General features: G+C 70.4%; 27 protein-coding genes and 1 pseudogene. 14 read left to right on the top strand and 14 right to left on the bottom strand.

Annotation, left to right across the window (positions count from 1 at the left end; genetic code table 11):
* Positions 1 to 37: 37 nt before the first annotated feature.
* Positions 38 to 478 carry a methylmalonyl-CoA epimerase gene (gene mce, locus ACZ5C2_RS29885; RefSeq protein ID WP_468798255.1) on the bottom strand — a complete coding sequence of 147 codons (441 nt, stop codon included), beginning with the start codon at positions 476 to 478 and terminating at the stop codon, positions 38 to 40.
* 149 nt (positions 479 to 627) lie between these two features.
* Here mce and ACZ5C2_RS29880 point away from each other — a divergent pair, with 149 nt between their 5' ends.
* A complete protein-coding gene (locus ACZ5C2_RS29880; protein WP_468798252.1) occupies positions 628 to 1,851 on the top strand; it encodes an acetyl-CoA C-acetyltransferase in 1,224 nt (407 codons plus the stop codon).
* 52 nt (positions 1,852 to 1,903) lie between these two features.
* A complete protein-coding gene (meaB, locus tag ACZ5C2_RS29875) occupies positions 1,904 to 2,860 on the top strand; it encodes a methylmalonyl Co-A mutase-associated GTPase MeaB (RefSeq protein ID WP_468798249.1) in 957 nt (318 codons plus the stop codon).
* 10 nt (positions 2,861 to 2,870) lie between these two features.
* Here meaB and ACZ5C2_RS29870 read toward each other — a convergent pair whose 3' ends face one another.
* From ACZ5C2_RS29870 to ACZ5C2_RS29860, 3 genes are all read right to left on the bottom strand, one after another.
* On the bottom strand, positions 2,871 to 2,993 hold the full coding sequence (locus ACZ5C2_RS29870) for a hypothetical protein (protein ID WP_468798246.1): 123 nt from the start codon (positions 2,991 to 2,993) through the stop codon (positions 2,871 to 2,873).
* A gap of 14 nt (positions 2,994 to 3,007) precedes the next feature.
* Positions 3,008 to 3,337: a PIN domain-containing protein gene (locus ACZ5C2_RS29865; protein WP_468798243.1), complete on the bottom strand. Its 330-nt coding sequence runs from the start codon at positions 3,335 to 3,337 to the stop codon at positions 3,008 to 3,010.
* Between the two features lie 81 nt (positions 3,338 to 3,418).
* Positions 3,419 to 4,105: a PepSY domain-containing protein gene (locus tag ACZ5C2_RS29860; protein ID WP_468798240.1), complete on the bottom strand. Its 687-nt coding sequence runs from the start codon at positions 4,103 to 4,105 to the stop codon at positions 3,419 to 3,421.
* A 121-nt stretch (positions 4,106 to 4,226) separates the two neighbouring features.
* On the opposite strand from ACZ5C2_RS29860, the gene ACZ5C2_RS29855 reads away from it, so the two are divergent.
* On the top strand, positions 4,227 to 4,892 hold the full coding sequence (locus ACZ5C2_RS29855) for a response regulator transcription factor (protein ID WP_468798237.1): 666 nt from the start codon (positions 4,227 to 4,229) through the stop codon (positions 4,890 to 4,892).
* Positions 4,889 to 6,331, top strand: coding sequence for a sensor histidine kinase (locus ACZ5C2_RS29850; RefSeq protein WP_468798234.1), 1,443 nt, complete (start codon positions 4,889 to 4,891; stop codon positions 6,329 to 6,331). Before ACZ5C2_RS29855 ends, ACZ5C2_RS29850 begins: the two co-directional genes overlap by 4 nt.
* A 12-nt stretch (positions 6,332 to 6,343) precedes the next feature.
* On the opposite strand, the gene ACZ5C2_RS29845 is transcribed toward ACZ5C2_RS29850, so the two are convergent.
* The 4 genes from ACZ5C2_RS29845 to ACZ5C2_RS29830 form a co-directional block, all read right to left on the bottom strand.
* Positions 6,344 to 6,820, bottom strand: coding sequence for a MarR family winged helix-turn-helix transcriptional regulator (locus tag ACZ5C2_RS29845; protein ID WP_468798231.1), 477 nt, complete (start codon positions 6,818 to 6,820; stop codon positions 6,344 to 6,346).
* 97 nt (positions 6,821 to 6,917) lie between these two features.
* The gene (locus tag ACZ5C2_RS29840) at positions 6,918 to 7,718 is read right to left on the bottom strand and encodes an AIM24 family protein (protein ID WP_468798228.1); all 801 of its coding nucleotides are present in this window, start codon (positions 7,716 to 7,718) and stop codon (positions 6,918 to 6,920) included.
* Entirely contained in the window at positions 7,715 to 8,365 is a 651-nt protein-coding gene (locus tag ACZ5C2_RS29835) for an AIM24 family protein (RefSeq protein ID WP_468798225.1), read from the bottom strand. The genes ACZ5C2_RS29840 and ACZ5C2_RS29835 overlap by 4 nt, the downstream gene beginning before the upstream one ends.
* 1 nt (position 8,366) lies before the next feature.
* A complete protein-coding gene (locus tag ACZ5C2_RS29830; protein ID WP_468798441.1) occupies positions 8,367 to 8,999 on the bottom strand; it encodes an AIM24 family protein in 633 nt (210 codons plus the stop codon).
* A gap of 196 nt (positions 9,000 to 9,195) precedes the next feature.
* On the opposite strand from ACZ5C2_RS29830, the gene ACZ5C2_RS29825 reads away from it, so the two are divergent.
* From ACZ5C2_RS29825 to ACZ5C2_RS29800, 6 genes and pseudogenes are all read left to right on the top strand, one after another.
* The gene (locus tag ACZ5C2_RS29825; RefSeq protein ID WP_468798222.1) at positions 9,196 to 9,540 is read left to right on the top strand and encodes a DUF3817 domain-containing protein; all 345 of its coding nucleotides are present in this window, start codon (positions 9,196 to 9,198) and stop codon (positions 9,538 to 9,540) included.
* On the top strand, positions 9,537 to 9,830 hold the full coding sequence (locus ACZ5C2_RS29820) for an MTH1187 family thiamine-binding protein (RefSeq protein WP_468798219.1): 294 nt from the start codon (positions 9,537 to 9,539) through the stop codon (positions 9,828 to 9,830). Before ACZ5C2_RS29825 ends, ACZ5C2_RS29820 begins: the two co-directional genes overlap by 4 nt.
* 220 nt (positions 9,831 to 10,050) lie before the next feature.
* A pseudogene (locus ACZ5C2_RS29815) lies at positions 10,051 to 10,251 on the top strand (zinc ribbon domain-containing protein); the annotation flags it as partial.
* A gap of 266 nt (positions 10,252 to 10,517) precedes the next feature.
* Positions 10,518 to 11,027, top strand: coding sequence for a MarR family winged helix-turn-helix transcriptional regulator (locus tag ACZ5C2_RS29810; protein WP_468798216.1), 510 nt, complete (start codon positions 10,518 to 10,520; stop codon positions 11,025 to 11,027).
* Between the two features lie 43 nt (positions 11,028 to 11,070).
* Positions 11,071 to 11,403 (top strand): DUF3817 domain-containing protein, encoded by a 333-nt coding sequence (locus tag ACZ5C2_RS29805; RefSeq protein WP_468798214.1) that lies wholly within the window; start codon positions 11,071 to 11,073, stop codon positions 11,401 to 11,403.
* Positions 11,404 to 11,482: 79 nt separating this feature from the next.
* Positions 11,483 to 13,183, top strand: a complete 1,701-nt coding sequence (locus tag ACZ5C2_RS29800; RefSeq protein WP_468798211.1) for an acyl-CoA mutase large subunit family protein — start codon at positions 11,483 to 11,485, stop codon at positions 13,181 to 13,183.
* Between the two features lie 256 nt (positions 13,184 to 13,439).
* On the opposite strand, the gene ACZ5C2_RS29795 is transcribed toward ACZ5C2_RS29800, so the two are convergent.
* The 5 genes from ACZ5C2_RS29795 to ACZ5C2_RS29775 form a co-directional block, all read right to left on the bottom strand.
* The gene (locus ACZ5C2_RS29795; protein WP_468798208.1) at positions 13,440 to 14,483 is read right to left on the bottom strand and encodes a YeiH family protein; all 1,044 of its coding nucleotides are present in this window, start codon (positions 14,481 to 14,483) and stop codon (positions 13,440 to 13,442) included.
* The gene (locus ACZ5C2_RS29790) at positions 14,483 to 15,073 is read right to left on the bottom strand and encodes a cysteine dioxygenase family protein (protein ID WP_468798205.1); all 591 of its coding nucleotides are present in this window, start codon (positions 15,071 to 15,073) and stop codon (positions 14,483 to 14,485) included. The genes ACZ5C2_RS29795 and ACZ5C2_RS29790 overlap by 1 nt, the downstream gene beginning before the upstream one ends.
* 94 nt (positions 15,074 to 15,167) lie before the next feature.
* Complete coding sequence (locus ACZ5C2_RS29785) at positions 15,168 to 16,073, bottom strand: LysR family transcriptional regulator (RefSeq protein WP_468798202.1); 906 nt, start codon at positions 16,071 to 16,073, stop codon at positions 15,168 to 15,170.
* 57 nt (positions 16,074 to 16,130) lie between these two features.
* Positions 16,131 to 16,943 carry an SAM-dependent methyltransferase gene (locus ACZ5C2_RS29780; RefSeq protein WP_468798199.1) on the bottom strand — a complete coding sequence of 271 codons (813 nt, stop codon included), beginning with the start codon at positions 16,941 to 16,943 and terminating at the stop codon, positions 16,131 to 16,133.
* A 125-nt stretch (positions 16,944 to 17,068) separates the two neighbouring features.
* On the bottom strand, positions 17,069 to 17,701 hold the full coding sequence (locus tag ACZ5C2_RS29775; RefSeq protein ID WP_468798196.1) for a TetR/AcrR family transcriptional regulator: 633 nt from the start codon (positions 17,699 to 17,701) through the stop codon (positions 17,069 to 17,071).
* A gap of 238 nt (positions 17,702 to 17,939) precedes the next feature.
* Here ACZ5C2_RS29775 and ACZ5C2_RS29770 point away from each other — a divergent pair, with 238 nt between their 5' ends.
* From ACZ5C2_RS29770 to ACZ5C2_RS29755, 4 genes are all read left to right on the top strand, one after another.
* Positions 17,940 to 18,917 carry a tetratricopeptide repeat protein gene (locus ACZ5C2_RS29770; RefSeq protein ID WP_468798193.1) on the top strand — a complete coding sequence of 326 codons (978 nt, stop codon included), beginning with the start codon at positions 17,940 to 17,942 and terminating at the stop codon, positions 18,915 to 18,917.
* A gap of 687 nt (positions 18,918 to 19,604) precedes the next feature.
* Positions 19,605 to 20,237: a DUF6230 family protein gene (locus tag ACZ5C2_RS29765; protein WP_215209064.1), complete on the top strand. Its 633-nt coding sequence runs from the start codon at positions 19,605 to 19,607 to the stop codon at positions 20,235 to 20,237.
* A gap of 117 nt (positions 20,238 to 20,354) precedes the next feature.
* Positions 20,355 to 20,963 (top strand): DUF6114 domain-containing protein, encoded by a 609-nt coding sequence (locus ACZ5C2_RS29760; protein ID WP_468798189.1) that lies wholly within the window; start codon positions 20,355 to 20,357, stop codon positions 20,961 to 20,963.
* Positions 20,953 to 22,284, top strand: coding sequence for a hypothetical protein (locus ACZ5C2_RS29755; RefSeq protein WP_468798186.1), 1,332 nt, complete (start codon positions 20,953 to 20,955; stop codon positions 22,282 to 22,284). The genes ACZ5C2_RS29760 and ACZ5C2_RS29755 overlap by 11 nt, the downstream gene beginning before the upstream one ends.
* A 114-nt stretch (positions 22,285 to 22,398) precedes the next feature.
* Here ACZ5C2_RS29755 and pyk read toward each other — a convergent pair whose 3' ends face one another.
* The gene (pyk, locus tag ACZ5C2_RS29750; protein ID WP_468798184.1) at positions 22,399 to 23,826 is read right to left on the bottom strand and encodes a pyruvate kinase; all 1,428 of its coding nucleotides are present in this window, start codon (positions 23,824 to 23,826) and stop codon (positions 22,399 to 22,401) included.
* Positions 23,827 to 23,860 lie beyond the last annotated feature (34 nt).

The following is a 23,860-nucleotide window of genomic DNA, read 5'->3' as shown; positions in this document are numbered from 1 at the left end:
AACCAGGCCCAACCCTACCGGCCCTTATGTACGTGGGTCAGTGCTCGGACGACTCAACAGGGGCCGAAGTGACCAGTTCTGTCAGCACGCCGTGACAGTCCTTGGGATGCAGGAAGGTGATCCGTGACCCCATGGAGCCGCGCCGGGGCTCTTCGTACAGAACGCGTACGCCCTTCTCCTTGATTCCGGCCGCCTCCGTGTCGACATCTGCCGTACCGAAGGCGATGTGGTGGACGCCCTCACCGTTCTTCGCCAGCCACTTGGCGACCGTGGAGTCCTCGCGGGTCGGCTCGAGCAACTGCAGGTAGGAGGCACCACCGTCCGAGGTCTCGTTGATCTTCAGCATGGCCTCGCGCACGCCCTGCTCCTCGTTGACCTCGGAGTGGAACACCTCGAAGCCGTACGTGGCCCGGTAGAACTCCACGGTCTTGTCCAGGTCGAAACAGGCGATCCCGATGTGGTCGATTCGCGTCAGCATGGACTCAGTGCAGCGCTCCCCGGGCGGTTACGCAACGTGCGCGCGATCACACCGAAAGGCCGATGACGGGGTCCACCGCACGTCAGTACATTCGAAGTAAACCCTCGTTCACACTCTTCGGCTGTGCAGCCGGAAGGGGATCGCAGCTCATGTCTTCCGCATCTTCCGCATCATCCGCAACGAACGGCACGACCTCCGTCATCGTCGCGGGCGCCCGCACCCCGATGGGGCGGCTGCTCGGCTCGCTGAAGTCCTTCTCCGGAGCCGACCTCGGTGGCTTCGCCATCAAGGCCGCCCTCGACCGTGCGGGGATCGGCGGCGACCAGGTCCAGTACGTGATCATGGGGCAGGTGCTCCAGGCCGGGGCGGGGCAGATCCCGGCCCGTCAGGCCGCCGTCAAGGCCGGCATCCCGATGAACGTCCCGGCGCTCACCGTCAACAAGGTGTGCCTCTCCGGTCTCGACGCCATCGCGCTGGCCGACCAGCTGATCCGGGCCGGCGAGTTCGACGTGATCGTCGCCGGCGGCCAGGAGTCCATGACCAACGCCCCGCACCTGCTGCCGAAGTCCCGTGAGGGCTTCAAGTACGGTGCCGTGCAGATGATCGACGCCATGGCGCACGACGGTCTGACCGACCCCTTCGAGAACATCGCCATGGGCGAGTCCACGGAGAAGCACAACACCCGCCTCGGCATCGCCCGCCCCGAGCAGGACGAGATCGCCGCCCTGTCCCACCAGCGCGCCGCCGCCGCGCAGAAGAACGGCATCTACGAGGCCGAGATCACCCCGGTCGAGATCCCGCAGCGCAAGGGCGACCCGGTCCTGTTCAGCAAGGACGAGGGCATCCGCGGCGACACCACCGCCGAGTCCCTCGGCAAGCTGCGCCCCGCCTTCGCCAAGGACGGCACCATCACCGCCGGCACCTCCTCGCAGATCTCGGACGGCGCGGCGGCCGTGGTCGTGATGAGCAAGGCCAAGGCGCAGGAACTGGGCCTGGACTGGATCGCCGAGATCGGCGCCCACGGCAACGTGGCCGGACCCGACAACTCCCTCCAGTCGCAGCCGTCCAACGCCATCCGGCACGCGCTGAAGAAGGAGGGCCTGGAGGTTTCCGACCTCGACCTCATCGAGATCAACGAGGCCTTCGCCGCGGTTGCCGTCCAGTCGATGAAGGATCTGGGCGTTTCCGCCGAAAAGGTGAACGTCAACGGCGGTGCCATCGCCCTCGGTCACCCGATCGGGATGTCCGGCGCGCGACTCGTGCTGCACCTGGCGCTGGAGCTGAAGCGGCGCGGCGGCGGAGTCGGCGCGGCGGCACTGTGCGGCGGCGGCGGCCAGGGTGACGCGCTGATCGTGCGGGTGCCCAAGGCCTGAGCCGGGTTTCTTCGCAGGTTTGCTGGTTTTTCCTCTCGTGAACGGAGCTGTGATGCAGGACGTCTCCTCACTGGTCGCCCAGGCCAGGGAAGGCAGGCCCCGGGCGGTGGCCCGGCTGATCTCCTTGGTGGAGGGGGCGTCTCCGCAGCTCAGGGAGGTTATGGCGGCCCTGGCGCCGCTCACCGGCAACGCGTATGTGGTCGGCCTCACCGGCTCCCCGGGCGTGGGCAAGTCCACGTCCACCTCGGCTCTGGTGACCGCCTATCGCAAACAGGGCAAGCGGGTCGGCGTCCTGGCCGTCGACCCCTCCTCCCCCTTCTCCGGGGGCGCCCTGCTCGGCGACCGCGTCCGTATGTCGGAGCACGCGTCCGACCCGGGCGTCTACATCCGCTCCATGGCGACGCGTGGTCACCTGGGCGGCCTCGCCTGGTCGGCCCCGCAGGCCATCCGCGTCCTGGACGCGGCGGGCTGCGACGTGATCCTGGTCGAGACGGTCGGCGTCGGCCAGTCGGAGGTGGAGATCGCCTCCCAGGCCGACACCTCCGTGGTGCTGCTGGCCCCCGGCATGGGCGACGGCATCCAGGCCGCCAAGGCCGGAATCCTGGAGATCGGCGACGTCTACGTCGTCAACAAGGCCGACCGCGACGGCGCCGACGCCACCGCCCGCGAGCTGAACCACATGCTCGGCCTCGGCGAATCCCGTGCCCCCGGCGACTGGCGCCCTCCGATCGTCAAGACGGTCGCCTCCCGCCAGGAGGGCGTCGACGAGGTGGTCGAGGCCCTGGAGAAGCACCGCGCCTGGATGGAGGAACGAGGAGTCCTCACGGAACGCCGCCTGGCCCGCGCCTCCCGCGAGGTCGAAACCATCGCGGTCACGGCCCTGCGGGAACGCATCGGCGACCTGCACGGAGACCGCCGCCTGGGCGCGCTGGCCGAACGCATCATCGCGGGCGACCTGGACCCGTACCGGGCGGCGGACGAACTGGTGGCGGGGCTGACGCGGGGCTGACCGCGGCCGGTCAGAGGTCGTCGGGCAGGAGTCGGAAGGCGGGTTCGCCGGTGAGCGGCCGCATCATGCGGAAGTGACCGTCCGCGGTGAAGAGGGACGTGGTCCGGAAGGCCGCCGCCAGGGCCACGTTCATCGCGGCAGCCAGTCCTACTCCTGCCCCGCCGTCGGTGTCCGCGGATCCGCGTATCCGCGTATCCGCGTATCCGCGTATCCGTGCATCACCGCCATGGCCGCCCTCAGGTGCGGCGCTGTCTCGGGAATCTCGAACCGGCGGGCTTCTGTCCGGCCTGCGATGAAGTCCAGCGCGTTCATGGCCGCCCGGGCGCCGACCCGTGCGGTCAGCAAGTAGTCCAGCTCGGTGAGCACCATGGGCGACACCACGAGGTGACCCGTGCGGGCCAGGGCTTCCCGGTGAGCGGCGTGGGAGGGGTCCTTCGGGACGAACAGCCGGTACAGGGCATTCGTATCGGCGATCACGACCGGGAAGTCACGAGCGGGACCTCGGCGCCGTCACTCATCCCTCAGGTGTACTACTCGTTCTACGGGGTGGCCCGGTGCTCAGTCGTCGTTCGAGTCGTCGTCACCGGAGTCGTCACGGTCCGCCGTGACTGTGCCCTTGGTCAGATCAACCCGCCAGTCCCGGTCGTCCCCGCCAAAGGCGCGGGTCTCGGCCTCCCAGCCCCGGTCATCGTCGTCATCCAGTTCCACCGATGTCACGACGCCCTTGGCCGCCGCCGCCTTCGCGGCCTGCTCGGCCGTCACCGAGGACCCCTTCAGCGTGGCCCGCACCTCGCCGGCGTCGTCCTCGTCCTCCTTCTCGGTGCCGAGGACCTTGCCGGTGGCCGGGTCGATCCGCACGCTGTGCCAGTCGTCCCCGCCGCCGAGGACGTCGACCTCCCAGGCGCGGTCGTCCAGCTCGGCGGAGACGGCCGTGCCCGGCGTGTGCTTCAGCGCGGCGGCGATGGCGTCGGCGGCGGTCACGTCGCCGGAGACGGGACGGTCGTCACGGTCATCGCGGTCGTTGTCACGACCGTTGTCGTCCCGGTCGTCTCCACGCTCATCGCGATCGTCCCGGTCGTCACCGCGCCCGTCGTCGTCCCGCCCGTCGTCCCCCGCCCGCTTCTCCGTCCGCGCCACCGGCGCCGCCCCGCCGTCGTCGTCCCCCGAGACCGCGATGGCCGTCGCCGTGCCCCCGCCGGCCAGAGCCGCGGCCGTGACGACGGCGATCACGATGTTGCGCTTCATGTGGGTTCCTCCCGAGTCGCAGTGTTTCGCGCTGTGCACCATCAATCTCGCCGACCGACGCTGAGAGGAACCTGAAGCCGCCTGAAGTGATCTTCAGGTTCGCTTTGCGACCCTGTACCGCATGCGCCTGCTCATCGTGGAGGACGAGAAACGCCTCGCCCTCTCCCTCGCCAAGGGCCTCACCGCCGAGGGCTACGCCGTGGACGTCGTCCACGACGGCCGGGAGGGCCTGCACCGGGCCACGGAGGGCACGTACGACCTCCTGATCCTCGACATCATGCTGCCCGGCCTGAACGGCTACCGCGTCTGCGCCGCCCTGCGCGCCGCCGGGCACGACGTGCCGATCCTGATGCTCACCGCCAAGGACGGCGAGTACGACGAGGCGGAGGGCCTGGACACCGGCGCCGACGACTACCTCACCAAGCCGTTCTCGTACGTCGTCCTCGTCGCCAGGATCAAGGCGCTGCTGCGCCGACGGCAGGGCGCGGGCGCCTCCCCGGTGCATGTGCACGGCGACCTCAAAGTCGACACCGCCGCCCGCCGGGTGTTCCTGGGCGAGGACGAAGTGGCGCTGACCGCCAAGGAGTTCTCGGTGCTGGAGCAGCTCGTGCTGCGGGCCGGCGAGGTGGTGTCCAAGGGGGACATCCTGGAGCACGTCTGGGACTTCGCCTTCGAGGGCGACCCGAACATCGTCGAGGTCTACATCAGCGCCCTGCGCCGCAAACTCCGCGCCGGGCTCATCCGCACCGTGCGCGGCGCGGGCTACCGGCTGGAGACGGCGCCGTGAGCCGCCTGTTCGGCTCGGTCCGCGCGCGGGCGACGCTCGGCGCCACCCTCGTCGTCGCGGTGGCCCTCGTCGCGGCCGGCACCGCCGTCCTGCTGTCCCTGCGCTCCAACCTGATCGGCGAGGCGGGCACCCGGGCGGAGCAGTCCGCGCGGGCGGTCGCCTCCGAACTCGCCGCCCGGACGCCGTACGACCGGCTCTCCGGACTGGACGGCGACGACAGGCCGGTGCAGATCGTCGACGAGGACGGGACGCTGGTCGCGGCCTCCGAGGACCTCCAGCGGATCGACGGCACGGCGACGGCCGAGGTGACGCCACGCCCGTCGGCACCCGGCGATGACGACGATGACGACGACTCCGACAACTCTGAAGACTCCGACGACGCGGACGACGACTCCGGCGCGTCCCTGGCCCCCGGCGAGATCGGCAGCGGAACGACCTTCAGCAACGGCTCGGCCACCATCGACGGTGACGCCGAGGACTACCGTTTCGCCGCCGTGGACGTGGAAACCGCCGACCGGGGCCGCCTGACCGTCACCGCGGGCGCGCCGCTCGCCGCCGAGCACAGTGCCGTGAGCACCACGCTGACCGGCATGCTCATCGGTCTGCCCCTGCTGCTCGGAGTCGTCGCCTCAGTGACCTGGCTGGTCACCGGCCGCGCTCTGCGACCGGTGGAGGGCATCCGCCGGGAGATGGCCGCGATCACCGCCTCCGAGGACCTCACCCGCCGCGTCCCCGAACCGGCGACGCACGACGAGATCGCCCGCCTCGCCCGCACCACGAACGAGACCCTCGCCGCCCTGGAGGCGTCCGTGGAACGGCAGCGGCGGTTCGTCGCCGACGCCTCGCACGAGCTGCGCAGCCCGATCGCCTCCCTGCGCACCCAGCTGGAGGTGGCCGCCGCCCACCCTGGCCTCCTCGACCTGGACGGCGCCGTCGAGGACACCGTGCGGCTCCAGCACCTCGCCGCCGATCTGCTGCTGCTCGCCCGGCTGGACGCGGGGGAGCGGCCCGGGGACACCCGGATCGACCTGGCGGCGATGGCCCGCGAGGAGGCCGCGGGGCGTACCGGCGTGACGGTGGACACGGAGCTGGCGGAGGTCACCGGATCGCGGGGCCAGCTCGGCCGCGTGCTCGCCAACCTGCTGGACAACGCCGCGCGGCATGCCCGTGAGCGCGTCACCGTGACCGTGCGCCGGGAGGGAGCACGGGTGGTGCTCGCGGTGGCCGACGACGGTGAGGGGATCGCCGAGGCCGACCGGGAGCGGATCTTCGAGCGGTTCGTGCGGCTGGACGCCGCCCGCAGCCGGGACGACGGCGGCGCCGGGCTGGGCCTCGCGATCGCGCGGGACGTCGCCGTACGGCACGGCGGAACGCTCACCGCGGGGGCGGCGCCGGCGGGCGGAGCCCTGTTCGAGCTCCGTCTGCCGCCGGCCGGCTGAGGCCGAAGCGCGTCAGGGACGCCCCCGCTGCCCCAGCAGATGCTCGGCGATGGGCTTGAGGGCCTTGTCGAGCTCGGTGAGCGTCTCGGGGGCGAGCAGATCGATGAAGTGTCGGCGCACGGACGCCACATGGTGCGGCGCGACCTTCTGCATGGTCTCCATGCCGTGCTCGGTGAGGACCGCGTAGAGCCCGCGCCGGTCGGACTCGCAGTTCTCCCGCCGGACCAGGTCCGCGTTCTCCATGCGGGTGATCTGGTGCGAGAGGCGGCTCTTCGACTGCATGGTGGCGGAGGCGAGGTCGCTCATCCGCATCCGCCGGTCCTCCGACTCGGACAGATTCACCAGGATCTCGTAATCGTTCATTGTCAGGCCGAACGGCTGCAGATCCTTCTCGAGCTGGTAGGTCAGCAGCTTGTTGACCTCCAGGTGGGTGCGCCAGGCGCACTGCTCCGCATTGGTCAGCCAGCGGGTGGCCGTCTCGGTCTCCATGAATGAAGTCTACCTAAGAAAGTTGAAAGATGAACTAATGAGGCTTCCGTGTGACATCGCGTGCAGGCGTTCGATGTCACACCCCGCACATTACCGCTCACAGCCCGAAGCGACGCTGGAGGTCTCCCAGCTGTCCGGGAAGGCGCGGTGCCCCCGCCCCCTGCCCCTGGCCACCCGGAACCTCGCCACCGGGTACCCCCGGCTCGTGCGGAGTGACCCCCGTGGCCTGCTCCGCCATCAGCGCCTCGGACGACTGGAGCAGCACCGTGCCCGCCCCCACGAACTCGAACTGGTGCTCCTCGCCGGAAGCCCCGCCCAGGCCCGTCATCGCACGTAGACCGCCCATCAGGCCGGTCATGTACCCGTGGTCGTAGTGGTGGCACGGGGACGGGCAGTCCGCCCAGCCGACCAGCGCCTGCGGGTCCACCCGGATCGGCGGCTCCATGAACACCACCGGGCCGTTGGAGGCCGCCACGAACGTGCCGGTTCCGATCAGGGTCAGGAAACCCGGCACGATCGATTGCTTCAGCGAAAGACTTGGCTGAAAAGCTAGCAAGTTGCCCGAGCGAATGGTCAGGTTGCCGTCCTCGAGATCGTACGAATTCACATCGAAGGCCCGGTCGGCGAGGAGCATCTTGCCCGAGCCCTCCGCCACGACCCAGTCGCTCGCGTGCAGAGGCGAATGGAACGACGTACGGACAAGCCGGTCGAGTCGCCCGTGCCCGATGCCGTTGAAATCGATCGAGCCGTAGTAGGCGATCATCTTCCCCTTCTGCATGAACCACTGGGTGCCCCTGAGCTCCACGCAGAAGGTGTAGTGATCGACGTTGTCGTCGGCCGGCAGGGACGTCGGGTCGAAGACCGTGGGGCCGGCGCCCGGGGTTCCGTACATGCTCACAACTTCTCCTCCGACGCCTGGACGTACACGACACCGCTGCCGCTCAGCTCCAACTGGAAGGCCTCGCCGGAGCCGCGGCCCACCATGTCCCGCCAGCCGAGGGCCGTGGACAGCCTGTTGCGCACGTCGCCGTGATGGGCGACGTATGCCTGCGGGTCGACCCGCACCGGCCGCTGCGGGGTGATCGGGATCTCGATCACCCCTCCGTGGGCCATCACGGCGACGGAGCCGTGCCCCTTCAGCGAGGTGGTGAAGAGCCCCTGCCCGGAGACCTGCCCCCGGACCATGCCCATCACCCCGCCCTGGGAGCCGAGGAACACCGTGCCCTGCTCCAGCGTGCCCTCGAAGGCGAGCAGCCGGTCGGCCTCGACGTACAGGGTGTCCCCGGCGAGGTTGATCACCTGGATGTGGTGCCCGCCGTGCCCGAACAGCACGGTGCCGCTGCCCTCGACGGTCATCAGCGGCGTGTCCTCGTTGGCGACCCGCCGCCCGATCATCGACATCACCCCGCCCTGGCCGCCGCGTACGTTGGGGGTGAAACCGACCTCCCCCTTGTACGCGAGCATCGCGCCGCGCTGGCTGAACAGCCGCTGCCCCGGCGCCACCGTCGCCTCGATCATCTTCGAGTTGATCTCCCGGAAGCCCATGTCACACGTCCCCCGCGATCGTGTTGCGCTCACTGGGCTGGACGTAGACCACCCCGTCGCCCTCGAACCGGATCTGGAAGGCCTCGCCGCCGCCCTCTCCCATCAGCGTGCGGAAGGTCACACCCGACTGGAACGACTGCCGCAGATTGCCCTGGTGGGCCACATAGGCGCCCGGGTCCACCGTCAGCGGGTACTGCGCGCTGACCCGGAGCAGCACGGCCGGCCCGTCCGACATGATCGCCGCCTGCCCGTGCCCCTCGATCGTGGTCGTGAACAGCCCGTTGCCCTGCGAGGCCCCGCGCATACCCGTGAACGTCGTCCCGGTGCGCAGCCCGCCGTCCGTCGCCAGCAGGTTGCTGGACTCCACGTACAGCGTGTCGCCCCGCAGTCCCACCAGACTGATCTCGGAGGCCCGGTCCGCGAAAAAGCAGGTCCCGTGCCCCTTCACCTCCATCAGCGTCATCTGCTCGCCCGTGAGCCTGCGGGTCACCATCCCCCGCAGGCCCTCACCACCACCGCTGAGCTTCTTGAAGGCCATCTCACCGTCGTACGCGACCATCGAGCCGTTCTTCGCCTTCACGGCATCCCCGGTCATGTCGACGGCGAGCACCTTGCTGCTCTGAAGTCGGAACATCGCCACGCTTGCGACGGTAGCCGCCCCTTTGCCCCGCCGACAGATCCAGGAGCCCGCGTCGCACCCTGATCGACCCCTTGAGGACCCCCTCCCCGTGATCGTGGACGCGGTTTGCCACAATGGACGCGCGCTTGTGCGTATGTTCACAAGCCGTCCGAACCGTCGACGCCGACGTCTCTCCCACCGAAGGTGACCCGTGGACATCAAGACCGCCTCCGCCCTCCGCCGCCTCCGCCTGGTCTCGGGCCCCGAAGCGATCTCGTTCCTGCTGCTGCTCGTCTGCTCGGTCCTGAAGCGGACCACGGACTTCAACGCGGTCCCGGTCGTGGGCGCCATCCACGGCTTCCTCTTCGTCGTGTACGTGCTCTTCTGGGCCGACGCCTGGAACCGCGCCAAGTGGCCGCTGGGGACCGCCGCCTTCTACTTCGCGATGTCGGTCCTGCCCACCGGCGGCTTCTTCGCCGACCGCCGCCTCAAGCGCGAGGCCGAGGACGCGGTGATCGCCTCCCGCGCCCGCACCGAGGGGGTCGTCGGCGCGTGATCGTCGCCTTCTCCGTGACACCGCTCGGCGTCGGCGAGGACGTGGGGGAGTACGTCGCCGACGCCGTACGGGTGGTCCGCGAGTCGGGGCTGCCGAACCGCACCGACGCCATGTTCACCTCGGTGGAAGGCGAGTGGGACGAGGTGATGGACGTGGTCAAGCGTGCCGTGGCCGCCGTGGAGGCCCGCGCGCCGCGCGTCTCCCTCGTCCTCAAGGCGGACATCCGCCCGGGCGTGGCGGACGGCCTCACGTCCAAGGTGAAGACCGTCGAGCGGCACCTGGCCGAGTAGCCGACTGCGGGGGGTGGTGTCCCCGAGACCCGGTGGACCTTCCGAACCGGACCCTCCGGAAGGCCCACCGGGTCTCTTCGTGTGTCCGCAGCCCGCTGCTACAGGCCGGGCCCGTCCGCCCGTCCGTCGTCCGGCGCGTCAGGGCTGGCCAGCCCCAGCCGCTCACCGCGCAGGACGGCGACCATGACCGCGCCCTCGAGGGAGTGCACGACGAAGCGTCGTTGATCCCGCGTACACGTCGCAGACGTGCGCCGAGTGCGGCCACGTCGACAAGCGCAACCGTGTCGACCAGGGGCTTTTCATCTGCCGGGGGTGCGGGGTCGTTGCCCACGCCGACCGGAATGCTTCCCACAACCTCGCCACCCGTGGCGAGAGCGTGTGGAACGCGGGGCGTGAGTCACGCGTCCCTGCCACCCCATAGGGGTGTCTGGACGGAGGAGTCCACCCAGCAACCAGCTGGGCACTACCTCCAAGCCCGGCCCCCCAACGGAGTCCTTCAGGGCCGGGACAAGTTGACAAGGCCATTGTCGCGCTCCGGGCGGAGGGCCGCCTGCGTACGGTTCTGGGTGCGGGGAGCTACGTCCTCGGCTGACGGCCGGCAGCTCCGCGGAGCGAGTGGTCCGTACGACGGGACCGCTGAGTGAGACAGGGCTGACCGACATATGACCGGCCGGTAGGGTCTGAGCCGTGCCGAAGCCGCTCAGTCTCTCGTTCGATCCCATCGCCCGCGCCGACGAGCTCTGGAAGCAGCGCTGGGGAAGTGTGCCGTCGATGGCCGCGATCACCTCGGTCATGCGCGCGCACCAGATCCTGCTGGCCGAGGTCGACGCGGTGGTCAAGCCGTACGGGCTCACGTTCGCGCGGTACGAGGCGCTGGTGCTGCTGACCTTCTCCAAGTCCGGTGAGCTGCCGATGTCGAAGATCGGCGAGCGGCTGATGGTGCACCCCACGTCGGTGACCAACACCGTGGACCGGCTGGTGCGCTCCGGGCTGGTGTCCAGGCGCCCCAACCCCAACGACGGCCGCGGCACCCTCGCCACCATCACCGACAAGGGTCGTGAGGTGGTCGAGTCCGCCACCCGCGACCTGATGGCGATGGACTTCGGCCTGGGCGCCTACGACGCGGAGGAGTGCGGCGAACTTTTCGCGATGCTGCGGCCGCTGCGGCTGGCGGCGGGGGACTTCGAGGAGGACTGACCCCCGCCAAGATCTCCCGGAACGGGCGGTTACGCTCGATGGCATGAAAAAGAGCGTGCTCACCCGCTACCGGGTCATGGCCTACGTCACCGGTGTCCTCCTCGTCGCGTTGACCTTCGGCATGATCGGAAAGTACGCGCTCGACATGGGTGGCGCGGCCGACTTCACCCAGGTGGTCAGCATCGCTCACGGCTGGCTCTACGTCGTGTACCTGATCTTCGCCTTCGACCTCGGTTCCAAGGCGAAGTGGCCGGTGAAGAAGCAGCTCTGGGTGCTGCTGGCCGGCACCGTCCCCACGGCCGCGTTCTTCGTGGAGCGCAGGATCAGCCGTGAGCTCGAGGGCAAGGTCGTGAACGGGACCCCCGCGGTCGCGTAACGCTTCTCACTGCCGTACGGAGCAGCGTGCGGCGGTCTCCCATCGACATTTACTTGGACGTCCTAGTAAATTTGAAGGTATGGACGCTGACGCCATCGAGGAAGGCCGCCGACGCTGGCAGGCCCGCTACGACGCCGCACGCAAGCGCGACGCGGATTTCACCACGCTCTCCGGCGATCCCGTGGAGCCGGTGTACGGTCCCCGGCCCGGGGACACCTATGAGGGGTTCGAGCGGATCGGCTGGCCGGGGGAGTACCCCTTCACCCGCGGGCTGTATCCGACCGGCTACCGGGGGCGGACGTGGACCATCCGGCAGTTCGCCGGGTTCGGGAACGCCGAGCAGACCAACGAGCGCTACAAGATGATCCTCCGCAACGGCGGGGGCGGGCTCTCCGTCGCTTTCGACATGCCGACGCTCATGGGTCGCGACTCCGACGACCCGCGCTCGCTGGGCGAGGTCGGGCACTGCGGGGTGGCGATCGACTCGGCGGCCGACATGGAGGCCCTGTTCAAGGACATCCCGCTCGGTGACGTCACCACGTCGATGACCATCAGCGGGCCCGCCGTGCCCGTCTTCTGCATGTACCTGGTCGCCGCCGAGCGGCAGGGTGTCGATCCCGCCGTGCTCAACGGCACGCTGCAGACGGACATCTTCAAGGAGTACATCGCACAGAAGGAGTGGCTCTTCCAGCCCGAGCCGCACCTGCGGCTCATCGGCGACCTGATGGAGCACTGCGCGGCCGGCATTCCCGCGTACAAGCCGCTGTCGGTCTCCGGCTATCACATCCGCGAGGCGGGATCGACGGCCGCGCAGGAGCTGGCGTACACGCTGGCGGACGGCTTCGGGTACGTGGAGCTGGGGCTCAGCCGCGGGCTCGACGTGGATGTCTTCGCGCCGGGACTGTCCTTCTTCTTCGACGCGCACCTCGACTTCTTCGAGGAGATCGCCAAGTTCCGTGCGGCCAGGCGCATCTGGGCGCGCTGGATGCGGGACGTGTACGGCGCGCGGAGCGACAAGGCGCAGTGGCTGCGGTTCCACACCCAGACCGCCGGTGTCTCGCTGACCGCGCAGCAGCCGTACAACAACGTCGTACGGACCGCGGTCGAGGCGCTGGCCGCCGTGCTCGGCGGGACCAACTCCCTGCACACCAACGCCCTCGACGAGACCCTCGCCCTGCCCAGCGAGCAGGCCGCCGAGATCGCCCTGCGCACCCAGCAGGTGCTGATGGAGGAGACCGGCGTCGGCAACGTCGCGGACCCGCTGGGCGGTTCCTGGTACATCGAGCAGCTCACCGACCGCATCGAGGCGGATGCCGAGAAGATCTTCGAGCAGATCAAGGAGCGGGGGCTCAGGGCCCACCCGGACGGGAAGCACCCCATCGGTCCGATCACCTCCGGCATCCTGCGCGGCATCGAGGACGGCTGGTTCACCGGCGAGATCGCCGAGTCGGCGTTCCGCTACCAGCAGTCGCTGGAGAAGGGCGACAAGCGGGTCGTCGGCGTCAACGTGCACACCGGGTCCGTCACCGGTGACCTGGAGATCCTGCGGGTCAGCCACGAGGTGGAGCGCGATCAGGTGCGGCTGCTGGGCGACCGCAGGGCCGGACGCGACGACGCGAAGGTGCGCGGCGCGCTCGACGCCATGATCGGCGCGGCTCGCTCCGGCGCCAACATGATCGGGCCCATGCTCGACGCCGTACGCGCGGAGGCGACCCTCGGCGAAATCTGCGGCGTCCTGCGCGACGAGTGGGGCGTGTACACGGAGCCGGCGGGCTTCTGAGCCAGGGTCAGGGGCAAGGGCTCGGGCCAGGGCCCGGACGGACGGGGTTACGACGGCAGGCGCCGCGTCGAAGGACACGGCGCCTGCCGTTCGCGTTGCCGGACGCCGGCCCGCCCCGCCTTGTCCTCGCGGAGGTAACCGGCCGTGAGGCCGCCTCCCGCCGGGCACCGCAGTGCCGTCGTGCGGCTCCCCTCCCGCGCGGGCGTGTGCGGCCCACGGCGTTCCCGGGCGGGATCCCCCGCCGCCCGGAAAACGCTCAGCGGGAGATCAGCAGCACCCCGGCGTACGACATCCCCGCCACGACCACCCACGCGCACAGGCCGAGCGCCGCGACGCGGGTGCCCGTGCGGGTCAGGGCCCGGAGGTCGACCGCGCTGCCCAGACCGAACAGGGCGGCGGCGAGCAGGAGCTCCTGGGCGATGTGGGCCGCGCCGAGGGCCGGTGCGGGCAGCAGGCCCGTGCTGCGCAGCGTCACGGCGGCCAGGAAGCCGACGACGAACAACGGGACCAGTGGCATGCGGGGTGCCCCCGCCGCGCGCCCCCTGCCCCGTCGCACGCCCAGGGCCACCGCGGCGACGATCGGGGCGAGCAGGGCCACCCGCATCAGCTTCACCAGCACCGCCTCGCCGAGCGCCGCGCCGCCCGCGGTCTGGGCGGTGGCGACCACCTGCCCGACGTCGTGCACGCTCGCGCCCGCCCAGCGGCCGAACTCCGCGTCGTCCAGCCCGAGTACGCCCTGCAGGAGGGGCAGTACGGCGATGGCGAGCGTTCCGCAGAGGGTCACCAGGGCGACCGCGGTGGCCGCGTCCCGTTCGTCGCTGCCCCGCGCCTCGCCCACCGCGCCGATCGCCGACGCCCCGCAGACCGCGTACCCGGCGGCGATCAGCAGCGGCTGGTCGCCGGGCAGCCCCAGCCGTCCGCCGAGCCACCAGGTGCCGAGCAGGGTGACCGTGACCACGCCGAACACCATGAGGACGGTGGCCCAGCCCAGGGCGCGGATGTCGTCGAAGGCGAGCCGCAGCCCGAGGAGCACGATGCCGGCCCGCATCAGCCGCTTGCCGGCGAACGACAGCCCCGGCCGCGCGGTGGTGCGCACGACGCTCCTCAGCCGGGGGAGATGCGCGGCCACGATGCCGAGCACGACGGCGGCGGTGAGCATCGGCACACCGGGCAGGACCAGGTGCACGCACCAGGCGACGGCCACGCCCAGCACCGCGACGGCGAGCCCTTGCCGACGGGTCGCGGCCACCGGACCGTCCGGGGCCGGTGCGGCGGCGGACCGTTCCTCCAGCAGCGCCATCAGCGGTCGGCCGGCCGCGGGTAGACGCGGCGGACGCTGGTGCCGGAGCGGGACACGTCGGCGCCGTAGACATGCAGGGATATCGCCGTGCCGGGCCCGCCGTTCCACACCCGGTGGATGTCCCCGGGCGGGGCGAAGCCGCAGACCTCGCCGCGTTCGTTGACCACGTCGGCGGTGGCGACCAGCCGTGCGCCGTCGCCCGGACCGGTGGCCGGCAGCAGCCGGTACCGCCGCTCGTGCTCCCGGCCCTCGTGCACGCCGGTGGTGCACCAGGCGATGTGGTCGTGCACGGAGGTGCCCTGGCCGGGCAGCCAGACCAGGGCGACGAGGGAGAAGCTGCCGTCGTGCTCGGCGTGCAGCAGGTGCTGCCGGTAGCGCGCCGGGTCGCTCCCGCACTGCTCCGGGGTGAGCAGGTCGGGGGCGCCCAGGTGCGGGGCGAGGCACTCGCCGACGAGGTGGGCCGTCGGGTCGGGCGGCAGCCCCCGGCCGACGGTGCCGGCGATGTCCGCGATCAGGGCGGCGAGGCGTGCGGTGGGGCGCGGGGCGGTGAAGGCGCCCGGGACACTCGTGGCACTGGCGACGGAAGGCATACCGGGAGCGTCGGACGGAGGCACCCATTGCGTCCAACGCGAGTTTCTTCACCCTGCCCAAGCGGCGCTCATGGATGAGAGCGGTCCGGAGTGCTCAGCAGCCGTCCTTCGCGGCGGCGACGGCCTTCAGCCGGTCCAGCACCCGCGCCGTCGCCGGTATGCGCAGGTGCTCGGGCAGCACGTACGCCGAGATCTTGCGCCGGGAGACGGGCCGGAGCGGCCGACCGGTGACCTCGGGATGGCGCATGAAGTTGAGCACGAGCGAGGGGAGCATGGCGACCCCCAGCCCCTCCGCGACCAGGCTCTGCACGGCGAGGTTGTCGTCGGTCATGAACGCGACGTCGGGGACGAACCCCTCCTCCGCGCACTCGTGCAGCAGGTTCGCCCGGCAGCGCGGGCAGCCGGCGATCCAGCGCTCCCCGGCCAGATCGATGAGCCGGACCGCGCGTCGCCGGGCCAGCGGGTGTCCAGCGGGCAGCAGCACGGTCAGCTGGTCCTCCAGGAGGGGTATCTCCACCAGGCCTTCCGGGACCTGTTCGTGCAGTCCGGGATAGGTGAACGCCAGCGAGATGTCGCACTCGCCCCGGGTGAGCCGCCGCAGCGACTCGGGCGGTTCGTCCTCCAGCAGGTCGACGCGCAGGGCGGGGTGGTCGACCGTCAGCCGGGCCAGGGCCTCGGGGACGAGCGTGGAGTTGGCGCTGGGGAAGGCGCAGAGGCGGACCCGGCCGGCCCGCAGCCGCGTGAGGGCGTTCATCTGCTCCTGCGCGGTGGTCATGGCGTCGAGGATGGCCGAGGTGTGCCGGGCCAGCGCCTCACCGGCCTCGGTGAGCCGCAGTCCGCGGCCCACCCGGACGAACAGGGCGGAGCCGGTGTCCCGTTCCAGGGCCTTCATCTGCTGTGTGATCGCCGGCTGGGTGTAGCCGAGGGCACGTGCGGCGGCCGAGTACGAGCCGGTCCTGACCACCTCGTGGAACGTCTTGATGTGCCGGGAATCGAACACCGGGGCATCATAAGCAGCTTTTGGGGGGCCGCCGCCCGCCTGCCGGCGCGTTGCCTCTCATGGCTTGCGGGCCACCGCGCCGTAGAGCGAGATCACGGCGCTCTCGTCGGTGTGCTCCCCGTCGGCGAGCTCGGGATGCCAGTCGGTCAGCTGGACGAGACCGGGATCGACGAGCTCCAGTCCCTCGAAGAACCGGGCGATCTCCGCGCGGGTGCGCGGTGCGAGGGTGACACCGCCCGCCGCGTACATCGCGACACCGCGGCCGACCCCCTCGGGGTCGAAGTCGGCGGTGAGCTGGGACAGCACCAGATGGCTGCCGGAGGGCAGGGCGTCGACGAGCCGGGACACCAGGGCGTACGGATCGTCCTCGTCACCGAGGAAGTGCGTCAGCGCCACCAGGGACAGCGCCACCGGCCGGCCGAAGTCCAGATGCTCGCCCGCCTGTTGCAGGATCCGCTCGGGTTCGCGCACATCGGCCTGGACGTAGTCGGTGACGCCCTCGGGGGTGCTGCGCAGCAGTGCCTCCGCGTGCTTGAGGACGATCGGGTCGTTGTCCGTGTAGACGACGCGGGACTCGGGGGCGACGCTCTGGGCGATCTGGTGAAGATTGGGTTCGGTGGGGATGCCGGTACCGATGTCCAGGTACTGCCGGATGCCCGCCTTTCCGGCCAGCCACCTGGTGACGCGCTGCATGAACCAGCGGTTGGTGCGGGCGATGTGCCGGGCCGTGCCGTCGACGCCCATGATCTGCCGGCCCAGTTCCTCGTCGACGGGGTAGTTGTCCTTGCCACCGAGGAACCAGTCGTAGACCCGGGCCGGGTGCGGCCTGGAGGTGTCGATCCGCGCGGTGACGGATCCGGTCCCGGTCATGCGTGCCTCCCTGGCCGCTCGGTGTCCCGTATGTCCCGGTGGGGTGATCACGATCCTCGCAGGGCGCCCGGGGGCGGCGACAGACGACTATCGGCCGACCGTGGCCGGTCTGCGGCCGTCGGTGGTCACCCGGGCCCGGGGCCGGTGGCGGCGGCGAGGCCCGACAGCAGGACGCGGGTGAAGCCGTGCACCCACTCCTCGTCGGCGGGTTCCGCGCTCACCAGGGTGCGGTGCACCACCGCCCCGGCCACCATGTCGAAGATCAGGTCGACAGCGCGGGCCGACTCCTCGGTGTCCGGCTCGGCCGGCAGCTCGCCGCGTTCCTGGGCGCGGGCCCGGCCCGCGAGGACGAGACGTTTCTGCCGTTCGACGATCGAGGCGCGGATGCGCTCGCGCAGGGCCTCGTCACGGGTGGCCTCGGCGACCACCGCCATCAGCCCGCTCCTGGCCTCCGGCCGGGCCAGTATCGCGGCGAACTGGAGCACCACGCCCTCGATGTCGGCGGCCAGCGAACCGCGGTCGGGCAGGCTCAGTTCGTCGAAGAGTTCGGCGACCGCGTCCACCACGAGTTCGTTCTTGCCCGCCCAGCGACGGTAGAGGGTGGTCTTGGCGACGCCGGCGCGGACCGCCACGTCTCCCAAGGTGAGCTTGGACCAGCCGAGTTCGACCAGAGCCTGACGGGTCGCGGCCAGGATCGCGGCATCCGCGGCGGTGTTGCGCGGACGCCCGGTGCGACTGGCTGGGATGCGGCTCTGCATGGCACGACCATAACCGGCGGATACCGCACGGTCGGTCGTGAGAGAGATCACGGAGAGGGGGTGCCGCGCGGACCCCGATCGGTATTACGCTACGACCCGTAGCGAAAGCACGCTCGACCGGCGTGCCCGAGCGACGACCACCGGCGTGGGGTGGGGACCCCGCGCCCAACACCACACGTACGCCTGGGTTTCCCGGGCGTTTTTCACACACACGCGGTGCACGGGGGAGGATAGACGCATGCAGCCACGGAACATGTCCATGAGCGGGGTCGTCGACCTCGCCGCGGTGAAGGCGGCCCAGGAGGCCAAGGCGAAGGCGGAGCAGGCGCGCGCCGAGACGGCACGGCAGGGCGGCGGGGGAGCCGTCTCCCCGGCCGACCTCGTGATCGACGTCGACGAGGCCGGCTTCGAGCGCGATGTCCTGCAGCGGTCCACCGAGGTCCCGGTCGTCATCGACTTCTGGGCCGAGTGGTGCGAGCCCTGCAAGCAACTGAGCCCTCTCCTGGAGCGGCTCACCGTCGAGTACAACGGGCGCGTCCTCCTCGCCAAGATCGACGTCGACGCCAACCAGATGTTGATGCAGCAGTTCGGGATCCAGGGGATCCCGGCGGTCTTCGCGGTGGTGGCCGGACAGGCGCTGCCGCTCTTCCAGGGGGCCGCGGGCGAGGCACAGATCCGCCAGACCCTGGACCAGCTGATCCAGGTCGGTGAGCAGCGCTTCGGCCTGACCGGTCTCGTCGTCGACCCCGGCGCCGAGCCGGGCGGGGGCGTGCCGGAGGCCCCGGCCGAGGTCGCCGGGCCCTACGACGCCCTGCTGGAGGCCGCAGTGCAGGCGCTGGACAGCGGTGACCTCCCCGGTGCGGTCCAGGCGTACAAGAACGTGCTCGCCGACGACCCGGGCAACCCGGAGGCCGCGCTGGGTCTCGCCCAGGCCGAACTGCTCCAGCGCGTACAGGGGCTCGATCCGCAGCAGGTGCGGGGGGACGCCGCGGACAAGCCGGGGGACGCCGCCGCGCAGATCGCCGCCGCCGACCTGGACCTGGTGGGCGGTCATGTCGAGGACGCGTTCGGCCGGCTCATCGAGACGGTGGCGCGCACCGCGGGTGACGACCGGGACGCCGTACGGGTGCGGCTGCTGGAGCTGTTCGAGGTGGTCGGTGCCGAGGATCCGCGCGTGATCGCCGCGCGCCGGGCACTGGCGCGGGCCCTGTTCTGAGCAGGCCGGGTGCCTGGGCACCCGGGTGTCCGAGACCTCTCGACACGATGTCTGATTCGGGACGTTTGCCGGTCGACCGGGCCCCTGAGGCCCGAGTTGCCGATTGGCTCGTAGGGGCCGATGCGGCCGCGCTTTACCAAATCTTGGTAATCGCGGCCGCTGTTACTGCGAGTAAGTCGTAGGCGTTGATCTGTCGGATTATGTCCATCGATCAACAGCTTTGTACGCCCCCTGCGGTGCACCGAGCGTCGTCGAGCGGGTCCTGCGGGTCGCTGCACGGTTATCCGGCCGTTACTAGCGAGTAACGAACCCCCTTGTGCGGGCGGCGAGAATGCACCACGATCAGCGACGCTCGGTCCAATACCCGCACCCCCGACAGCCGGTCGGGCGGCGGGAACTCCTGGGTCCCCACCGAGCAGAGTCGGCGGCAGTGGCGCCGGCTCTTGGGCAGGGGGGTCTTCGTCCATCCGGCGAAGCCTGTCCGGCAGGGTTGTGCGTGATGCGTGTCAGGCGCGACCAGTGGTTGTCGCTCGGGGGTGATCGCCGGTGATTCGGGCGCGTTCTGCGCCGTCGAGTACGGGCGCTCTCCTTCCCGAGGACGTAGCACTTCTCCCATCCCTGCCCGGCTGAGCCGCCGTCCATGGCGGCGAGTCAGGGCAGGAGATGTACGTCCGAGAAGGAGGAAATATGGAGTCCCAGGTGCGTGGCGGGACCAGATGGAAGCGGTTCGCTGTGGTCATGGTGCCCAGCGTCGCCGCCACGGCGTGCATAGGTGTCGCCCTCGCGCAGGGCGCCCTCGCGGCGTCGTTCAGCGTGTCGGGCCAGTCGTTCAAGGTCACCACGGACGAGCTCGTCGGTACGGGCTTCTCCCAGTACGGTGCCCTTGACGAGGGATACACCCTCACCGGCAAGAAGACGGTTCACCCCGTCGCGGTCTCGGCGTTCAAGTCGGCGACCATCAAGAACATGTGCCAGTCGGTCGTCACCCCGAACATTCCGGTGCTCGGGAACGTCAGCCTGATGCTGCGTGCGGGACAGGGCGAGCCGGTAGAGGCCAAGAACCTCTACATCGACGTCGCCGACCTGAACGCCGACGCGACGTTCACGAACATCGACATCGGTGTGGCCGCCAAGGACGCCAGCAAGGGTCCGGGCATGAAGGGCGGCGGCGAGCAGGCGAACCCGTACGGCTTCGCCCAGCAGGCCGAGAAGGCCGTTCTGAAGGACGTGAAGCAGACGGCGTGGGCGACCACCGCCGGAACCTTCAAGCTCAGCGGCCTGAAGATGTCGCTCTCGACGGGTGTCAAGGAGTGCTACTAAGCACTCGCTGACGGGCGGGGGAGCCGGTGGCGCCCCCGCCCGTCCACCTTCCCGCCGCGCCTTCACGCGCGGTGCACATCACCACCACAGCAAAGCCGTACCAGGGAGCTGTTTTCCATGAGCGCCGAGACTCCTGCCGCCGCCGGCCAGTTCACCCGCCGTAGGCTGCAGTTCCGCGCCTGGCGGGGCGAGCGGCCGTTCTGGGCCGGGCTGTTCGTCATGCTCGGCGGACTCCCCATCGCCTACTTCCCGTACGCGAACCTCCAGATCGGACACCTGACACTGGCCATGGCGACCACGGCGGGCGCCGGGTCCCTGATCATCGGTGTGCTGCTCGTCGTCCTCGGCGGCAGCATCTGGTTCCAGAAGCACATCCGGGTCTTCGCGGGTGTCGCGGCGATCCTGCTGGCGCTGGTGTCCATCCCCGTGTCCAACATCGGCGGCTTCCTGATCGGCTTCCTCTTCTCCCTGGTGGGCGGAGCGATGGCCGTGTCGTGGGCGCCGGGCGCACCACCCGCCGAGGAGCCGCCGGCGAACGGCGAGGGCCACGGCGGAACGCCGCAGGACGCGACCGCCGACACCGACACCACGGTCCTGGAACCCGTCGACGGCACCGCGCCGACGGGCGACGAGGATCACTTCCAGGCCCCCAAGGTGCTGGGAGAAAAGGATCTGTCAGGAACGAGCCCGGCGAACGGGGCGAACGGGAGGCACAGTGCCGGCTGACGAGGTGACCCACGGGACTGACGTGGAGACGTCCCGTGCGAGAACCGGGCCGCGCCACGCGGCACCCAAGAAGCCGCTGTTCACCAGATTCCACATGCCGGCCGGGAAGGCGATAGCCATCGCGGCCATGCCGACCGCGGTGCTCATGGGAATGGGCTTCACTCCGACCCTCGCCCAGGCAGACGACCAGCCGTCGTCGAAGAACCTGACGGCCGAGGAGTTCAAGGAGTGCCTGGACGCCATCGAGGAGGCCGAGAAGGGGGACTCCACCGCGTCACCCACCCCGTCCGCGACGGCGAGCGACAGCGCGTCCCCGGACGAGGAGCCCTCGGCGGAACCGACCCCCTCGGCACCCGCGCGGCAGGCTCCGGACGAGGACAGCGACACGGGCTCGGACAAGGCAACGGACTCTTCGCCGGATTCAGGTTCCGACGGCGAGCCCGAACCGACCCCGTCGGCGTCCGCGGCCGGGCAGGCCGCCGAGCAGCCGGCCGCACCCGCGCCGGCCCCCTCGGAGACCGACCGCAACCTGCTGGAGGAGATCGGGGACGCCATCAAGGACGTCTTCACTCCCGGGGAGGAGAAGGCCGGGGACACCCCGAGCCCCACCCCGTCCGCCTCCGCCCCGTCCACCGAGGACACGGCCGAGGAGAAGGCCGGCGCCGCGCAGGAGACCGCCGGGAAGGCCTCCGAACCGGCGAAGGACACCGCGCAGGACAGCACGAAGGACACCGGCGACAAGGCGTCCCCGGCGGCCGGGGACACCGCGGACAAGGCCGAGGAGGCGACCGCCACCCCCGAGGCCACCGCCTCGCCGAGTCCCTCCGAGACGTCCGGGACCGACCTCGAGGACTGCCCGGTCGCCACCGACGCCGAGGGCGGGGTCGACAACAAGGTTCCGCTGCCCGACGACCCGTGGTTCCTGAACGCCAGCTCGCTGACGCTGAAGGGCGCCGACTACAAGGGCATCGTCGAGGTGCGGACCGCCAACGGCACCGTCAAGAAGGTGCTGAAGTACGTCGTCTCCAACGGCACCGACATCGGTGACCTGCACCAGACGGTCAAGGACGACCAGTCCGGCAAGACCTACCACGTGCAGGCCGCCAAGGGGTCGACCTCCACCATCCGCGACGGCGACACCGTGATGTACACGGAGAGCATCTCCGGCAAGCTGCTCGGGCTGATCCCGATCACGTTCGACCCGGAGCACCCTCCGCCGCTGAACATCCCGCTGATCTACTTCACCGATGTGACGGTGCAGCAGGCCGGCCAGTTCGGCGGAACCCTGCACATACCCGGACTGCACCAGTACGTCAGCTGAGCGTCCACCCGAGCACTTCCGGGAGCCGTGAGAGCGCCGAGGGCGCCCCCTGTCCGCAGGGGGCGCCCTCGGTGGCGTACGCGCGCCGCCGGTGGCGTACCGGCGCCGTCCGGATCAGGCGGTCGTGCCGCCCAGGTGGTGGACGCGGACCATGTTGGTGGTGCCGGGGACGCCGGGAGGCGAGCCCGCCGTGATGATCACGGTGTCGCCCTCGCTGAAGCGGTTCAGCTTGACCAGCTCCTGCTGCACCAGCTCCACCATCTCGTCGGTGCTGTTCACGAACGGCACGACATGCGGCTCCACGCCCCAGCTGAGCGTCAGCTGGTTGCGGGTCGACTCGTCGGTGGTGAACGCCAGGATCGGCTGGGCGACGCGATAGCGGCACAGCCGCCGGGCCGTGTCGCCGGACTGGGTGAAGGCCACCAGGCCCTTGCCGCCGAGGAAGTCGGCGATCTCGCAGGCGGCGCGGGCCACCGAACCGCCCTGGGTGCGCGGCTTCTTGCCCGGCACCAGCGGCTGCAGGCCCTTGGAGAGCAGTTCCTGCTCGGCCGCCTGGACGATCTTCGACATCGTCCGTACGGTCTCGACCGGGTACGCGCCCACGCTCGACTCGGCCGACAGCATGACCGCGTCGGCGCCGTCCAGGATCGCGTTGGCCACGTCGGAGGCCTCGGCGCGGGTCGGCCGGGAGTTGGTGATCATCGACTCCATCATCTGGGTCGCCACGATCACCGGCTTGGCGTTGCGCCGGCACAGCTCGATCAGGCGCTTCTGCACCATGGGGACCTTCTCGAGCGGGTACTCGACGGCCAGGTCGCCACGCGCGACCATGACGGCGTCGAACGCCGCCACGACGCCCTCCATGTTCTCCACCGCCTGCGGCTTCTCCACCTTGGCGACGACGGGAACGCGGCGGCCCTCCTCGTCCATGACGCGGTGCACGTCGGCGACGTCCTTGGCGTCCCGGACGAAGGACAGCGCGACCAGGTCGCAGCCCATCCGCAGGGCGAACCGCAGGTCCTCGACGTCCTTCTCGGACAGTGCGGGGACGTTGACGGCCGCGCCGGGCAGGTTGATGCCCTTGTGGTCGGAGATGACACCGCCCTCGATGACGGTCGACTTCACCCGGGGGCCCTCGACGTCCAGCACCTTCAGCTCGACGTTGCCGTCGTTGATCAGGATCTGGTCGCCGGGCGAGACGTCGCCCGGCAGGCCCTTGTAGGTCGTCCCGCAGATCGTCTTGTCACCCGGGACGTCCTCGGTGGTGATGGTGAACTCGTCACCGCGCACCAGCTCGACGGGACCTTCGGCGAAGGTCTCCAGGCGGATCTTCGGGCCCTGGAGGTCGGCGAGGACACCGATGGCCCGGCCCGTCTCCTTGGCCGCGGCACGGACCCGGTCGTACCGGCCCTGGTGCTCGGCGTGCGTGCCGTGGCTGAAGTTGAAGCGGGCCACGTTCATGCCGGCTTCGATCAGGGCGACAAGCTGCTCGTGGGAGTCGACCGCGGGGCCGAGAGTACAGACGATTTTCGAACGGCGCATGGGGCGATCCTAACGGTTTGTTTCGCTCCGGAAT

This window comes from Streptomyces sp. NPDC031365, from assembly GCF_055569765.1.
Note: the sequence above shows the minus strand (reverse complement) of the source record. Positions and strands in the feature narration are given on the sequence as shown.